Annotated in this window: 11 protein-coding genes, 2 tRNA genes and 1 pseudogene; 3 read left to right on the forward strand and 11 right to left on the reverse strand. The window is 72.4% G+C overall.

Features of this window, described 5'->3' with window-relative positions:
• Window positions 1-26: 26 nt before the first annotated feature.
• On the reverse strand, window positions 27-599 hold the full coding sequence (locus TR49_RS19170; protein ID WP_042383132.1) for a DUF4240 domain-containing protein: 573 nt from the start codon (window positions 597-599) through the stop codon (window positions 27-29).
• Window positions 600-676: 77 nt separating this feature from the next.
• Between TR49_RS19170 and TR49_RS19175 the strand changes: the two genes are divergently transcribed.
• Complete coding sequence (locus TR49_RS19175) at window positions 677-1273, forward strand: class I SAM-dependent methyltransferase (protein WP_201776205.1); 597 nt, start codon at window positions 677-679, stop codon at window positions 1271-1273.
• A 71-nt stretch (window positions 1274-1344) separates the two neighbouring features.
• On the opposite strand, the gene TR49_RS19180 is transcribed toward TR49_RS19175, so the two are convergent.
• From TR49_RS19180 to TR49_RS19200, 5 genes are all read right to left on the reverse strand, one after another.
• Window positions 1345-1836 (reverse strand): peptidylprolyl isomerase, encoded by a 492-nt coding sequence (locus TR49_RS19180; RefSeq protein WP_042383134.1) that lies wholly within the window; start codon window positions 1834-1836, stop codon window positions 1345-1347.
• An 85-nt stretch (window positions 1837-1921) separates the two neighbouring features.
• Window positions 1922-2458 (reverse strand): L,D-transpeptidase, encoded by a 537-nt coding sequence (locus TR49_RS19185; protein ID WP_084725039.1) that lies wholly within the window; start codon window positions 2456-2458, stop codon window positions 1922-1924.
• A gap of 129 nt (window positions 2459-2587) precedes the next feature.
• Window positions 2588-3799, reverse strand: coding sequence for a hypothetical protein (locus tag TR49_RS19190; protein ID WP_042383135.1), 1212 nt, complete (start codon window positions 3797-3799; stop codon window positions 2588-2590).
• Window positions 3800-3973: 174 nt separating this feature from the next.
• Window positions 3974-4049 (reverse strand) — tRNA-Arg (locus TR49_RS19195).
• A gap of 453 nt (window positions 4050-4502) precedes the next feature.
• A tRNA-Ser gene (locus TR49_RS19200) sits at window positions 4503-4593 on the reverse strand.
• A gap of 205 nt (window positions 4594-4798) precedes the next feature.
• Between TR49_RS19200 and TR49_RS19205 the strand changes: the two genes are divergently transcribed.
• Window positions 4799-8293 carry a PAS domain-containing protein gene (locus TR49_RS19205; protein ID WP_152627345.1) on the forward strand — a complete coding sequence of 1165 codons (3495 nt, stop codon included), beginning with the start codon at window positions 4799-4801 and terminating at the stop codon, window positions 8291-8293.
• A 50-nt stretch (window positions 8294-8343) separates the two neighbouring features.
• On the opposite strand, the gene TR49_RS19210 is transcribed toward TR49_RS19205, so the two are convergent.
• From TR49_RS19210 to TR49_RS19230, 5 genes are all read right to left on the reverse strand, one after another.
• Window positions 8344-10005 (reverse strand): long-chain fatty acid--CoA ligase, encoded by a 1662-nt coding sequence (locus TR49_RS19210; protein WP_042383136.1) that lies wholly within the window; start codon window positions 10003-10005, stop codon window positions 8344-8346.
• A 211-nt stretch (window positions 10006-10216) separates the two neighbouring features.
• Entirely contained in the window at window positions 10217-11056 is an 840-nt protein-coding gene (locus TR49_RS19215; RefSeq protein WP_042383137.1) for a glycoside hydrolase domain-containing protein, read from the reverse strand.
• Between the two features lie 345 nt (window positions 11057-11401).
• A complete protein-coding gene (locus tag TR49_RS19220) occupies window positions 11402-12586 on the reverse strand; it encodes a lipid-transfer protein (RefSeq protein WP_042383138.1) in 1185 nt (394 codons plus the stop codon).
• Window positions 12583-13839, reverse strand: coding sequence for an OB-fold domain-containing protein (locus TR49_RS46755; protein WP_369405326.1), 1257 nt, complete (start codon window positions 13837-13839; stop codon window positions 12583-12585). The genes TR49_RS19220 and TR49_RS46755 overlap by 4 nt, the downstream gene beginning before the upstream one ends.
• Window positions 13840-13987: 148 nt before the next feature.
• Window positions 13988-14305, reverse strand: a complete 318-nt coding sequence (locus TR49_RS19230) for a hypothetical protein (protein ID WP_042383140.1) — start codon at window positions 14303-14305, stop codon at window positions 13988-13990.
• 260 nt (window positions 14306-14565) lie between these two features.
• Here TR49_RS19230 and TR49_RS43935 point away from each other — a divergent pair.
• Window positions 14566-15045, forward strand: a pseudogene (locus TR49_RS43935) (hypothetical protein); the annotation flags it as partial.

Raw genomic sequence — 15045 nt, forward strand, 5'->3', positions numbered from 1 at the left:
CGGACGCCGCGATCCGGGGGACCGACTCAGACGGCGGGCTCCCCCGCGTACAGCGCCGCCAGGCGCGGCAGCCTGCGCCGCATCTCGCCCATGTCGTCGAAGTCGAAGTTCCAGGCCTGGTCCAGCTCCGGGTAGCGGACGCTGAAGCACCCTGCGGGCAGCTGCTCGCCGCCCGTGGCGCGCCGGTGGGCGTCCCAGGCGATGGCCAGCGCCTCCTCACCCTCCAGCTCCCACCCGTGCGCGGCGGCCTCGCGGACCGGGGCGAGCTCGGCCAGCGCGTCCGGATCGACGATCACGCGCTCGAACACCTGCTGCCCCTGCAGGATCAACCACCCGCGGAAGTAGTCGAACCCGTCGTCCGAGCAACCGCCGTTGATCATGTAAGCGGCGGCCCACAGCGGACTGCGGTACGACTCCTCCATCAGTGCCCACAGCGCCCGCTGCGCCGCGACGATCTCCCCCGCCCGGCACCGCGCGAGCAGCGCCGAGGCCGTCGCCGCGACAGCGCCGCTGTCCTCCACCCCGGCGACGGCGCGGGCCTGCTCGATCAACCGCCAGAAGGCCCGGGTGCCGCTCCGGTCCTCGCTCCCACTCTCCATGGCCCGAGCTTGGCACCCGGCACTGACAATCCCGGCGAGCACTCCGACGAGCCGGCGCTTCGCGCAGAATGAACGACGTGATCGAAGACTGGGAGCCTTTCTACCGGGCCACCGCCGACAGCCCGGTCCGTCCGCTCTGCCTGGAGGCGATCGCCACCGCGGGCGATCCGCACGACGGCCCGGCCGTCGACCTGGCCGTCGACCTCGGCGCGGGTGCAGGGCGCGAGACCGCCGCGCTGCTCGACGCGGGCTGGCGGGTCCTCGCGCTCGACGGCGCTCCGGGAGCGCACCTGCGGATCGAGGCCGCCGTCCGGCCCGCACGGCGGGACCGCCTGACCGTCGTGGAGCAGTCCTTCGCCGCCCTCGACCGGCTGCCGGACGCGGGCCTGATCTATGCGGGCTACGCCCTGCCGTTCCAGCGGCGGGAGGTCTTCGCCCGCACCTGGTCCCTGATCCGCGACGCGCTGCGGCCGGGCGCGATCCTCGCGGTGAACCTCTTCGGGCCCCGCGACACCTGGGCGGGCGATCCCGAGCTCACCACCCACTCCGCGGCCGAGGCCCGCGCCCTCCTCGACGGCTTGGAGGTCCTGGCCGTGCGCGAGGAGGAACGCGAGGGCAACGCGGTCAGCGGCCCGAAGCACTGGCACGTCCTGGACCTGCTGGCCCGCGCCTGACCGGCTCCGGACGCACGTGGGGCGCCCGGCCACAACGGGCCGGGCGCCCCATCCGCTCAGGCGGCGTCGGATCAGACCGTGCCGGACTTGGCGATGCTGATCTTGGCGCTGGTGGCGCCGGTGCGCGAGCCCAGGGACTCGATCTTCTTGACGACGTCCATGCCCTCGACGACCTCGCCGAAGACGACGTGCTTGCCGTCGAGCCAGTCGGTGACGATGGTGGTGATGAAGAACTGCGAGCCGTTGGTGTTGCGGCCGGCGTTGGCCATCGACAGCAGGCCCGGCTTGGTGTGCTTCAGCGTGAAGTTCTCGTCCTCGAACTTCTCGCCGTAGATGGACTTGCCGCCGGTGCCGTTGCCGCGGGTGAAGTCACCGCCCTGCAGCATGAACTCCGGGATCACGCGGTGGAAGTGCGAACCCTCGTAGCCGAAGCCCTGCTCGCCGGTGGCGAGCTCACGGAAGTTGCGGGCCGTCTTCGGGACGGTCTCGTCGAACAGGTGGAAGACGATCCGGCCGGCCGGCTGGTCGTCGATGGTGATGTCGAAGAAAACGTTGTCACTCATGGGCACCATCCTCACATCCCCGGCCGGGTGATCGCTCCCGGTACCACCCCTACGACACCGGCCGGGCCGCTTCTGTGCAGGACTCTCACGAGCCGGGCTTGTGCCCCCACACCTCGACCACGGTGCCCGTTCGCGTCAGCGGCCACAGCCGTGCCGCGTCGTGGACGGTCAGATTGACGCAGCCGTGCGAGCCGGGACCTCGGCCGAGGTTCCCGTAGACCCCGTGCAGCGCCTCGCCGCCGCTGAAGAACTGGGCGTACGGCATGGGCGCGTTGTACAGGCTCGACCAGTGGTGCTGATGGCGCCAGTAGATGCGGAAGGTCCCGGTCCGCGTCAGTTGCCCGCGCCGTCCCGTCCGCACCGTGACCGGCCCGAAGATCACCGACCTGCCCCGCACCACCCACAGCCGCTGCGCGCTCTGGTCGACGCAGACCACGAGCCTGGTCCCGCTCCCGTGGCAGTGCCGCTGCTCGGCCGCCGTCGGATACACCGCCCGTACGCTCGCCGCCTCTGCGGCGGGGGCGAACGCGGCGCCGAGCGCCGTCACCAGGAACGCCAGCACCGAGGTGAGGGCACCGCTACGCCCGAGCCATCGGGGTGCCCGGAAAGAACGTTTCTCCATGACCCTCAACGCTGGCCAGCGGAGGGGGAACTGAATCGCCGTCGATCAGTTCTTCATCCCATCGGATCAGCATTCAACCCCCGGCCGGACGCCTGCCGACCTGCCCGACCGCCCTGGCGTCGGGACGGCTCAGCCGCGGCCCGTCAGCACCATCGGCTGCGGCAACGACTGACCGGGACGGTCCACCGCCCCGACGACGGTGATCAGCCCGCCGTACAGGCCCACCGCCCAGGGCGCGTACCGGGCGGCGGCCGTGTTCGCGGGCAGTCCGAGCGAGACGGCGCGACCACCACCCACCCTCAGCCCGTAACCGTCGCCGGCCGCGTCGGTGGAACCGCCCACGGCCACCATGCCGCCCGGCGCCGCGGCGACGCCGGTCAGCGGGCCTGCGGCCGCCGGAGCGGCCACGCGGACCCAGCGGTGTCCGTTCCAGTGCTCGATCAGGGCCTGACTGACGCGGGCGCCCGGCACGCGGTAGGCGCCCACGGCCCACACGTCGTCGTGACCGTGCGCGGCGATCCCCGTCAGGTCGCCGTTCGCGCCGTTCACGGTCCCGCCGAAGACGGAGCCCCGCTGGGCCGTCCAACTGCGGCCGTCGTAGTGCAGGGCGAGAGGGACGTTGCTGTCGCCCTGGGCGACGGTGCCCACGGCCCAGACGTCGTCGGCCCCGGCGGCCGTGATCGAGTTCAGCGTCCACGCCGTCCCGATCCGGGGCAGCGCGACCCGCTGCCAGGCCTTGCCGTTCCAGTGCGCGACCAGCCCCTCGTCGTGCGACGAGGGACGCGTCCCGGGCTTGGCGGGATCGGAGACCTGGACCCACCCCGCGGCCCAGGCGTTCGACCCGCCGACGGCGGACACACTCAGCAGCCCGCCGCCCAGCACGGCCTTCGGAAGCGCCAACTGCTGGACCGACCAGGCCCTGCCGTTCCAGTGCTCGGTGTAGACGCCGCCTGCGCGGGCGCCCGTCGACGTGCTGCCGCTGTCGCCCACCATCCATCCGTCCCGGTCCGAGGCTGCGGCCACGGCGTTCATCCGCACCGGCACCCCCTCGGCGGTCGGCATCTGCTTCCATGCCTGCCCCGCGCGGTCGTCCCGCGCGAACAGGACCGGAGAGAAGCCGGGTACGCGCTGCGGTCCCCGGTCGACGAGCTTCGCGCCCACCACCCAGACCGTGTGCGCATCGGGCGACGCCGAGCCGAGCAGCGTCGCGTCCTTGCCGGGCAACGCCGCCGTCCACCGCGCCGCCACACCCCGGCCAGCGGCAACGGACGGCCCCGCGAGGCCGAGGACGAGCAGGGCGGCTCCGGCGGCACCGACCGCGCCACGAAGACTGGGCTTCATCGAGAGACTCCAATTCCGGGGCTCGTACCCCGTCTCCCGATATGACCGCCCGTCGGCTGATCTTGTTACACCGGCCGGTGTAACCCGGATCACTTCCGACCGGCACGGCCGAAGCATCCGCGCGCCGAACATGCGAGAGGCCCCGACCGTTCGATTCGGTCGGGGCCTCTCGGCTGGTGCGCTCGGCAGGATTCGAACCTGCAACCTTTTGATCCGTAGTCAAATGCTCTATCCGTTGAGCTACGAGCGCTTGTTCAGTTGTTGTTCGGTTCGCTCCGGGCTTCCTTCTCGTTCGCCCCTCGCGGCCTCACGAGAAGAACATTACACGACCTGGGCCCAGAGGCGAAATCGGGTATTCGAGCGCCCTGCGAAGCCCTCACCTGCGGTCATACGAGGAGGAGAGCAGGGGAGGCGGAGGCCCCTCCGAGGAGGCCGGTCGCCACGGAGGCTGCGGGCTTGAAGATCGTCGGCAGGGGCGAGCAGGGGCGCGCGCGGCGAGCATGGGCGACGAGCGTGCCGGGGAGCGGGGGCCGAGGACGCCAGGCGTGGACGGTCGGTGAGGGCGGGGAGCGGAGTCCGTGCAGACCTCGAAGCCGACTCGACGATCGGCCGTGCGCGGACGCGGGAGCCTCGACCCGCCAGAGGCCGGGAAACGCCACGGGGCCCTGACCTGTGAGTGACAGATCAGGGCCCCGATGTGGAGCGGAGGCTGAGGGATTTGAACCCTCGATCAGGAATAACCCCGAAACCGCATTAGCAGTGCGGCGCCATAGACCGGACTAGGCGAAGCCTCCTCAGGCGTCTGCTCTCGCCGACTGGCGATCACAACCGTCTGCAGGGATGATGCCACAACCCGGGGGGCTGCGGCTAACCCCAGACCACGTTACTAGGCGGGTCGCCGGGATCGCAAAAACAATGCGATAGTGCTAGCTGGCCGATGCGGCCCCCAGCCGCACGGAGCCGCAAGGAGCAAGGAAGCGAGTAGGAGGCCCTCCCGTCGTGAGCAGCACGCCGACACGAGGCACTGCTCGCCTCGCAGCGATACTCGACGCCCTCCCGGACGCCCTGGTGCTGGTGAACAGCAACGGCACCATCGTCGACGCCAATGCCGCGGCGGTGCGGAGCCTCCAGGCTCCGGGGACGTCGCTGGTCGGCCGGGGCGTGCTCTCCGTCCTGCCCGAGTTCGATCCGAGCCGGATCCCCGGCTCGATGCGTCCGCGCAAGAACGCCGACGGCGCCGACGAGGACGACGACGCCCCCGTGCGGATGAGCGCCGTGCGTACGGACGGGTCGTCGCTGCCCGTCGAGGTGCAGGCGGCCGAGTTCGAGGACGACGGCCGGCTCTCCCCGGGCGCGCTGGGCAGCACCTCGGGCTCCTACAGCGGCTCGTACTACAGCATGGGCGGCTCCGGCATCTCCTCCCCCAGCGACCGTGAGCTGCTGCTCATCGTCGTGCGCGACCTCAGCGCCCGGCTGGAGGTCGAGGCGGAGCTGCGCCGCCAGCACAAGCAGACCGAGATGATCCTGCGCGCCGCGGCCGAGGGCGTGGTGGGCGTCGACACCGACGGCCAGGTGGTCCTGGTGAACCCCGCCGCCGCGCACATCCTCGGCCACCGCGCCGGGGAGCTGGGCGGACAGGCGCTGCTGCCGCTGGTGATGCACTCCCGCGCGGACGGCTCGCCGCTGCCGCCGGAGGAGTCACCGCTCGCGGACACGCTCATGTCCGGCCGTCGCCACCGGGTCCGCTCCGCCACGCTGTGGCGCAAGGACGGCAAGCCGGTGACCGTCGAGCTGTCGACCGCACCGGTGCGTGACGGCGACCAGCTGGTCGGCGCGGTGATGACGTTCACCGACCGCACGGCCTACCTGACCCTCGCGAACCGGCACGAGCACCTGACCGCCGTGCTGGAGCAGGAGCTGCGCAAGCCGCTCGACCGCCTCAACGACACCCTGGAGCAGTTGGCCCGGGACCCCGCCGGGCAGCTGTGGCCGGAGGCGAACTGGGTGCTGCGGCGGCTGGCCGACGAGTGCCGTCGCACGTCCGCGCTGGTTGACGGCGTGCTGGCGTACCAGCGCTTCGACGCCGCCGTGGAGGCCGGCAAGGAGCGGCTGGACCGGCAGCCGGTCCAGCTCGACAAGATCCTCTCCGAGGCCGTCGCGATGGCGACGGCGCTTTTGGGCGCGGGCCGTGTCGACATCGCCGTGCACCCCGCGTCCATCGAGCTGATCGGCGACGCGGACCGGCTCGCCAAGGCGCTCGGCCACCTGCTGGCCGAGATCGCGATCACCGGGGACGGCGGGACCAACGGCGGCGGCGAGCTGTTCGGCATGGCGGTCGGCGTCGCCTCCGGGCTGTCCGGACGCCGTCCTGGCGGACGGCACGGGGCGCGCGGCACAGGCAGCGGCGGCGTGGTCGTGGCGGCGGCGCAGCGCGGCGACGTGGCCCGGATCGAGCTCCGTGGCCCCGGCGCCGGCGCCGAGGCGGTGCACCAGCCGATCGCGCGCGGCATCGTGGAGCGCCACGGCGGGGTGCTCCAGGCGCACGACCTGCCGGACGGTCAGGGCCGGGTCTACATCGTGGAACTGCCGCTGGACCCGGCGAACGCGGCGAAGTTCGCCCCGCTGCCCGCTCCGGGCGAGAACGCGACGACGCTGCTGCCCGAGCTGCCGCTGGACGCCCTCCCCAAGGCCCCGCCGCAGCTCCCGGAGGAGCCCGCGGCGGACGTCCCGCCGAACGCGACGTCGAACACGACGTCGAACACCCCTGCCGAAGGCACGGACCGTTCGCGCCGCCGCAACCGGTTGCCCGCACCCGAGGTGGTCCGTCCGCCCCGTGCGGTCCAGGAGGATCAGGACGCGGAGCAGCAGCGCGCGTCGCACCTGCCCGCCCTGCCGGGGCCGGACGGCTCCGGCTCCCAGTACGGCTCCGGCTCCGAGCAGGCGGCCGGTTACGGCGAGCAGAACGGTCGGACGGGCCAGGAGGGACGCGGGCGACGAGCCGGACGCCGAGGCCAGCCCGGTCCGCAGGCGCAGTCCGAGCAGGACCGCTCCGACGACTTCTCGGGGCTGATCGGCGGGCCGGTCTACCCCGGCCTGGAGAACGCCCTGCCGCCCGCGGGCAGCATGGTCGCGCCGGAACCGCCACGCCCCGCCAACCCGGGCAACGGCCGTCGGCGCCGTCTCGCGCTCGGCCCGGCGGCGGGCGACGAGAACCCCGCCGCGCAGCAGGAGGCCGCAGCGACGGGCCCGGCCGCGCTGGAGCCGGTCCACCCGACGGTCCCCCCGGTGCAGGCGCCGCAGCAGCACGGCGCGGCCGAGATGTCCCCCGCGCCCGCCCCCTTCGGCGGCCGTTTCGAGCTCGGCCCCGCGCCCGCGGACGCGAACGGCCAGGTCGGCGGCCAGGCGAACGGCCAGGCCAGGAACGCCTCGGGCACCAGGGCGATCGGCGCGGGCACGAACGCGCCCGTCCCGCAGCAGTCCCGGGCCCGCCATCACAGCCACGGCGCACTGCCGCTGCCGCCCGCCGCGCCGGTGCCCTCCGGCGGCACCTTCGGCGGGAGCGGCGGCGTGATGAGCCTGTCGCAGTCTCCGCTCCAGGCCGTGCAGACGCCGCCGAAGGGGACCAACGTCCCCGCGCAGCAGCACCTCCCGGTGCAGCATCCCGAGTCCGACGGCGGTCGGCCGCCCCAGCAGCATGGCCCCGAGGGTCCGCTGACGGAGAGCCGGCTGGAGTTCATCGCCGGGGCCGACTACCCCACGATGGTCGCCCCGGCCTCCGACGGACGACCGCGCCGCCTGCTCGTCTGGCCGGAGCCCGATCCGTCGACGCATCAGGCGCTCCAGGAACGCGGCTACCGGCCGATCCTGGTCCGTACCCGCGAGGAGCTCGACGCACAGGTGCCGGGCTTCCCGGCCGCACTCTTCGTCGACCCGCTGACCGAGCCGATCACCCGCACCGCGCTGCAGTCGCTGCGCACGGCCGCGGGCGACGCGAACGTGCCGGTGCTGGTGACGGCCGGCCTCGGCCAGGCCACTCCGGAGGCCGCCTACGGGGCGGACCCGGCCGTCCTGCTGCGGGCGCTCGCGCCGCGCGACAGTGAGCGCCACGCCCCGCGCGTCCTGCTGATCGAGCAGGACCCGCACGTCGCGTCGGCCTTCACCGCGGCGCTGGAGCGACGCGGCATGCACGTCGAGCACGCCGCGTCCGAGAACGACGCGGTGTCCCGGGCGAGCAGCGTCCAGCCGAACCTGGTCGTGATGGACCTGATGCTGATCCGGCGCCGCCGCATGGGCATCGTCGACTGGCTCCGCAGCAACAACCGGCTGCACCGCACCCCGCTCGTCGTCTACACCTCGGTGGACGGCCCGGAGCAGCGCGCGGGCCTGCGCGCGGGGGAGACGGTCCTCTTCCTCGCCGAACGCTCGACCTCTCCCGAGGTCCAGGCCCGCATCGTCGACCTGCTGGGCCGCATCGGCGCCCTCGGCGAGGCGTAACGCCTGTCGGTGGGGCGGCCGTCGAGCCGCCCCAGCCCGGACGATCCGCCTCAGTCGCCCTTGCCGAGCATGGTGACGTCGAGCTCGCCCGCGGCGTACTCCGCGCGGAGCACCTTCTTGTCGAACTTGCCGACGCTCGTCTTCGGTACGGACTCGATCAGCGACCAGCGCTCCGGCAGCTGCCAGGAGGCGATGCGCTCCGCGAGGAAGGCGCGCAGTTCGGCGAAGCCGGCCTTGGCGTCCGGGCGGAGGACGACGGTGGCCAGCGGGCGCTCGCCCCACTTCTCGTCCGGGACGGCGACGACGGCGGCCTCGAGGACGTCGGGGTGGGCCATCAGATGGTTCTCCAGCTCGACGCTGGAGATCCACTCGCCGCCGGACTTGATGACGTCCTTGGCCCGGTCGGTCAGGGTGAGGAAGCCGTCGGGGCTGATGGTGCCGACGTCGCCGGTGCGCAGCCAGCCGTCCTCGCTGAACTTCTCGGAGGAGAGCTCGTCGTCGCCGTAGTAGGAGCCGGCGATCCACGGGCCGCGGACCTCGAGTTCGCCGGCGGTCTCGCCGTCGAAGGGCGCGGGCGTGCCGTCGGGGCCGATGATCCGCGGCTCGACGGAGGCGGGGAAGCGGCCCTGGGTGAGGCGGTAGGGCCACTCCTGCTCGGCCGTCAGGCCGCCCGGGGGGAGGGCGAAGGAGCCGAGCGGGGAGGTCTCGGTCATGCCCCAGGCGTGGACGAGGGTGATGCCGTGCCGCTCCTCGAAGGCCTTCATCAGCGACGGCGGGCAGGCGGAGCCGCCGATGACGACGCGGCGCAGCGAGGAGGTGTCGTAGGAGCCGTGGTCGAGCTCGTCGAGCAGGCCGGTCCAGATGGTCGGGACGGCGCCGCTGACGGTGGGGCGCTCGGCCTGGATCATCTCGGCGAGCGGCTTCGGCTGCAGGAAGCGGTCCGGCATCAGCAGCGAGGTGCCCACCATGAACGCCGCGTGCGGCAGGCCCCAGGCGTTGACGTGGAACATCGGCACGACCGGCAGGGCCTTGTCGGCGGAGGTCAGCGCGAAGTCCTCGGCGGAGATGACCTGCAGGCAGTGCAGGTAGATCGAGCGGTGGCTGTAGACGACGCCCTTGGGGTCACCGGTGGTGCCGGAGGTGTAGCACATGGCGGCGGCGGTGCGCTCGTCCAGGTCGGTCGGGAAGGGGTAGTCGGTCGGCCGGCCGGCGATCAGTTCCTCGTACTCGTGGACGGCGATGCCGCGGGCCTTTGCGTCCTCGAGCGCGGCCCGGTCGCCAGGGCCCACCACCACGATGTGACGCAGCGTCGGCCGGAGCGCGGGCAGCAGCGGGGCGAGCAGCGGCAGCAGGCTGCCGTTGACGAAGATCGCGTGGTCGGCGGCGTGGTTGACGATGTACGAGAGTTGGGCGGCGGGTAGGCGCAGGTTCAGCGTGTGCAGCACCGCGCCCATGGACGGCACGGCGAGGTAGATCTCCTGGTGCTCGGTGTTGTTCCACATCAGGGTGGCGACGCGCTGGTCGCCGGTGACGCCGAGCTCGTCGCGCAGGGCGTGGGCGAGCTGGGCAGCGCGGGCGCCGACCTCGGCGAAGGTGCGGGTGTCCGCGCCCGTACCGTTCCAGGTGGCCACGGTGGCGGCGCCGTGGAATCCCGCCCCGTGGGCGAGGATGCGGCCGACGGTGAGTGGGACGTCCTGCATCGTGCTCAGCACCTGGGTCCTCCTTGACCTGACCTGCCCCGTCCGGCCCTGCCCGTGGCCGGCCGACCATCGCCATACCGACTGGTACGTAGGGCGTACGTGGGGCATTCTCACTCCCGTCCGGCCCGAGGACAATGGGCGAGGGCCGCACGGTCCGTCCAGAGGACGAGCGTCACACGGCCCACGCCCTACTGCCGTCCCTACTGTCGCCGCTGTTGCCGCCCTACTGCACGACCGCGACGGGGGCGTCGACGGAGTTCCGGTCGATCATCGCGCTCTGGCCGCCGTGGCTCTCGGCGACGTTGCCCACGTACTGGTGCACCCGCTGGTGTCCGGACCAGAGGCTCCGGTCGAGCGCCCGGTAGCCGTCGGTCGAACGACGGTGGTCCCAGCGCGCGTACCAGACCACGTCCGGCAGTCCGTCGAGCGGCGGCGGCTCGTCGCCGCCGGTCACGGCGAGGGAGGCGAGGTCGGCCAGGTCGGCGACGCCGGAGTCGGCGGAGCTGTAGAAGCCCGAGAGGTAGCCGGCCTCGTGCAGCGCGCGGGACCAGGCGGTGGTGTAGCGCAGCACCGCCATGCTGCACCGGCCGCGGTCACGGGCGTACGCCTCCATGTCCAGGTAGACGGGACTGCCGGGGGCGAGACCCAGTGAGCTCGCGGCGCTGACGGCGTCCTCCCCGTCGGACCGGCCCTGCTCGAAGGCGTTCGCGTAGCTGATTCGCTTGGTGCGGTTGTGCTCCGCGGTCACGCACGGCGCCTGGGCGCCGACGTAGAGCGGGAGCATCCGCCAGCCCATGTCCGCCGCCGCGCGCACGTAGCCGCGGTTGAGCAGCGGCTGCGAGCAGGCCCGGTTCCGGCCGCCGATGTAGAGGCCGAGGGCGCCGTAGGAGGAGTGGTGCCGCCAGGCGCGCAGCAGCGACGGGCTCGGGGCGGAGCAGGTGTCGAAGGCCTGCCCGGTGAAGACCTGCGACAGGTCCCGTCGGCTCGTCGCCGCGGCCTCGGTCGGGGAGACCAGCGCCGGGACGAACACCAGCGCGAGCATCGCGCAGAGCAGAGAGCACATCGTGGACCGCGTACGCGGGGCGCGACGACGGCGCAGAAGGGTTCGCTGATTGGTCACATTCGATCGTGGGCTGAATACCCGTTATCTGACGATATGCCACGCCACAGTCTGTGTGGCGCCACTCAAACGGACCTGACGCACCACCGGCCGACGTCAGCCCAGGAGCTTCCGCTGCTGGACGAACGTCTGCTTCGCCCGGTACCCCGGCCGCTCGTACCGGCCGACCGCCCCCGTCAGGGAGGCCGCGTCCACGCCCAGGGTCGAGTTGCCCCAGCCCGCGGCAGGCCCTCGCGAAGGGCGTGCGAGAGCAGCGCCGAGGCGATCCTCGGCGGCCGGGCAGCGGAATCAACCGTCCGCGGTCAGCACCAGACCGGAGGTCGGCACGCCTGTCCCGGCCGTGACCAGCACCGCCTTCGCGTCCGCGACCTGGTTGACGCTGCTGCCGCGCAGCTGGCGGACGCCCTCCGCGATGCCGTTCATGCCGTGCAGGTAGGCCTCGCCGAGCTGGCCGCCGTGGGTGTTGACGGGAAGGCGACCGCCCATCTCCAGTCCGCCGTCGGCCGCGAAGGCGGCCGCCTCGCCGCGGGCGCAGAAGCCGAACTCCTCCAGCTGCATCAGGACGAACGGCGTGAAGTGGTCGTACAGCACCGCCGTGTCGATGTCCGCGGGCCGGAGCCCGCTGGTGCGCCAGAGCTGCCTGGCGACGACGCCGAGCTCCGGCAGGCCGGTCAGGTCGTCGCGGTAGAAGCTCGTCATCGCCTCCTGGGCGCGGCCCGCGCCCTGCGCGGCGGCGGCGACGACGGCGGGCGCGTGCGGCAGGTCCCGGGCGCGCTCGACGGAGGTCACCACGAGGGCCTGGCCGCCGTCCGTCTCCTGGCAGCAGTCCAGCAGCCGCAGCGGCTCGACGATCCAGCGGGAGGCGGCGTGGTCCGCGAGCGTGATCGGGCGCCCGTGGAAGTACGCGGCCGGGTTGTTGGCCGCGTGGCGGCGGTCGGCGACGGCGACGTGGCCGAAGACGTCCGGGCTCAGGCCGTAGGCGTGCAGGTAGCGGGCGGCGTGCAGGGCGACCCAGGAGGCGGGGGTGAGCAGGCCGGGCGGCATCGTCCAGCCCATCGCGACGCCCTCGGCGGACGGCTGCCGCGACTGCAGACCGCTGCCGAAGCGGTGCCCGGACCGCTCGTTGAAGGCGCGATAGCAGACCACCACCTCGGCCACGCCGGTCGCGACCGCCATCGCCGCCTGCTGCACGGTCGCGCACGCGGCCCCGCCGCCGTAGTGGACGCGGCTGAAGAAGGAGAGCTCGCCGATGCCGGCAGCCTGGGCGACGGTGATCTCCGGGCTGGTGTCCATGGTGAAGGTGACCAGGCCGTCGACGTCCCCCGGAGTCAGCCCGGCGTCGTCGAGCGCGGTGTGGACGGCCTCGACGGCGAGCTTCAGCTCGCTGCGACCGGAGTCCTTGGAGAACTCCGTGGCCCCGATCCCGACGACGGCGGCGCGGCCGCCGAGCGTGTCGGCGCGGTGCAGGCTCATGCCGAGGCCCCCTTGACCCTGACCTTCACGGTTCCGCTGACATGCACGCCGAGCCGCCCGGTGCCGCGGATCGCGAGCATCAGCCGTCCGTCCTCGCCGCGTTCGGTGACCTCGCCGCTGAACTGCAGCTCGTCGCCCGGATAGGCGGGCACGCCGAGGCGGATGGCGATCGACTCGACGCGGGCGTCCGGGCCGGTCCAGTCGGTGACGTAGCGGCCGACGAGGCCGTTGGTGGTGAGGATGTTCATGAAGATGTCCGGCGCGCCCTTGGTCCGCGCGAACTCGGCGTCGTGGTGCACCTCCTGGTAGTCACGCGAGGCGAGGGCGCCGGCCACGATCAGCGTGCGGGTCACCGGGACGCGCAGGGGCGGCAGCCGGTCCGGCCCGGAGGGGTGGAACACGGGCAGCAGCAAAGCGTCGTCGTGGCGCTGGAATCCGAGACGCACCGGCATGCCGATCCCGATCTCGTCGGGTGCCGCGCCGAGGACGTTCGCCACGATCCGTACGCCTTCGGCGAGTTCGACGAGAGCGACCGGGTAGGGCTTGGTACCGAAGGCAGGTGGGAGGGGGTGGTGGACGACGACCTTCGAGTAGACCGCGCCGTCACCCGAGGCCGCCTCCGCGTGCCATCGGTCGCTCCCGCAGGCATTGCAGCCCGGGAGCCACGGGAAGCGGGCCGCGGCGCAGTCGTCGCAGCGCTGGAACCGCAGCTCGCCCGCGGCGACCCCCTCCCAGTAGCCGGCGTTGTCCCGGTTGACCACGGGCCTGGGCCGCAGGGCCTTGGCATCCACACCCTGTGGACGCTCGCGCCGCTCCGCCGGGGTGAACTTCAGGATCCGGAAGCGGTGCGACCCGACCGGCGTCGCGTCCCCGGGCTTCTCGCCCGCCGCCTCGTCGTAGGCGCGGACGTCCATCCGCGTGGTGACGAAGTAGCCCGTCCCCAGCGTGGTGTGCTTCTCGGCCGAGACGCTCTCGATGTCGGAGTCGAAGAGCACCCGCTCTCCGATCCGCAGCGGCCGCACGTACTGCTGCTCGCAGTCGGTCGCGACCACGGAGGCGTAGCCGGCCGCGTCCAACTCCCGCATCAGCGCGTCGAAGTGCTCGCGCCGACCGGACGGGCCCATGGTCCACGCCTGGAGCATCGCGGGTGGCGCGATCGCCTCCGGCCCCGCTGCGGCGTAGGCGGGGTTGGCGTCGCCCAGCGCCTCGCACCAGTGCCGGATCATGGGCGCGTTGACGAGGTCGAGCCCCACCCCGCCGACCGTCGATGGCAGTCCTCGGTAAGCCTCCAGATTCACAGATCTGACAGTGCGTCAGATCTGTGAGGACTGTCAAGACACGACGACGGCCCCGAGGGGGACACCCGGGGCCGTCGGCTCACTCGCACTGCGATCGGAGGCGCTACCCCCCGAAGACGATCCGCACGTTGCTGTTGGACTGGTTGCTGAAGATCGGGCCGTTGTTGTCCTTCACGGCGAACGTGTTGTTCTGGTTCGCCGCGCCGGACCCGTTCGCCGTCTGCTGCGTCCAGTTCGCATTGCCGTCCACCCAACCGGACAGGTTGCCCGTCCCGTTGTCGGAGACGGAACTGGTGGACGTGCTGCTGGTCGAACCCCAACCCGCGAACGCCCCGTTGTCGGCGGACGCCACGCCCGCCCCGAGGATCAGGGCGGCGGCGGCGAGCGGAACGGCGACAAGAGCGGTACGGATACGGGACATGCGGTCCTCCTGGCTGCTCTGCGGTACTCACGGCTGCGGTGCTACGGACTGCGACGTCGCACCGTCAGAATTCCTCAACGAATCGACAAAGAGCCAGAGCTACCAGCCCATTTCGCCCTTTGGTGTGGATCGGGCACGTACCGCGCATAAACGCCCGCCTGTCGGCCCACCGGGAAATCCCCTGTGAGGAAGGGGCGATGACGCCTATCCTGATCGCCGATCAGGGTCATTCGGTCCCTAGTTCGAAAGTTGACGATCGCGTGAATTCCTTCCGCTCCGGCATCTCGACCAGCCGACGCAACGCCCTCGCGACCTCCGCCGCCATCGTCGTGCTGACGACCGTCACCGGTGTTCTGCACCCTGTCGCGGCGTCCGCCGCGACGCCGCCGCCCGGCGTCCCCAGCGACCTCAACACCATCCCGGCATCCTCCTGCGCGGGCGACACGATCCTCGGCGACGGCGACGTCACCCTCTACGCCAAGGTGTCGTCCCCCGTCAGCGAATCGCTCGGCGTCGACTTCAAGGTGTCGCAGCACGGCACCACCGTCGTCGAGACGGACCCGGCGAACCTGCACGCCTTCTCGGGCCAGTCCGCCGTGTTCACCATCCCGCGGGCCACCCTGGAGACCTCCGCGGCAGGCAGGATCACGGAGTTCGAGTGGAAGGTGCGGTCCTCGGACGCCACGCACACCAGCGGGTGGTCGAGGACCTGCCACTTCTCCTTCGACCCGAGCCGCCCC

Origin of the sequence: Streptacidiphilus melanogenes (assembly GCF_000787835.1) — a bacterium.
Taxonomy (GTDB): domain Bacteria; phylum Actinomycetota; class Actinomycetes; order Streptomycetales; family Streptomycetaceae; genus Streptacidiphilus; species Streptacidiphilus melanogenes.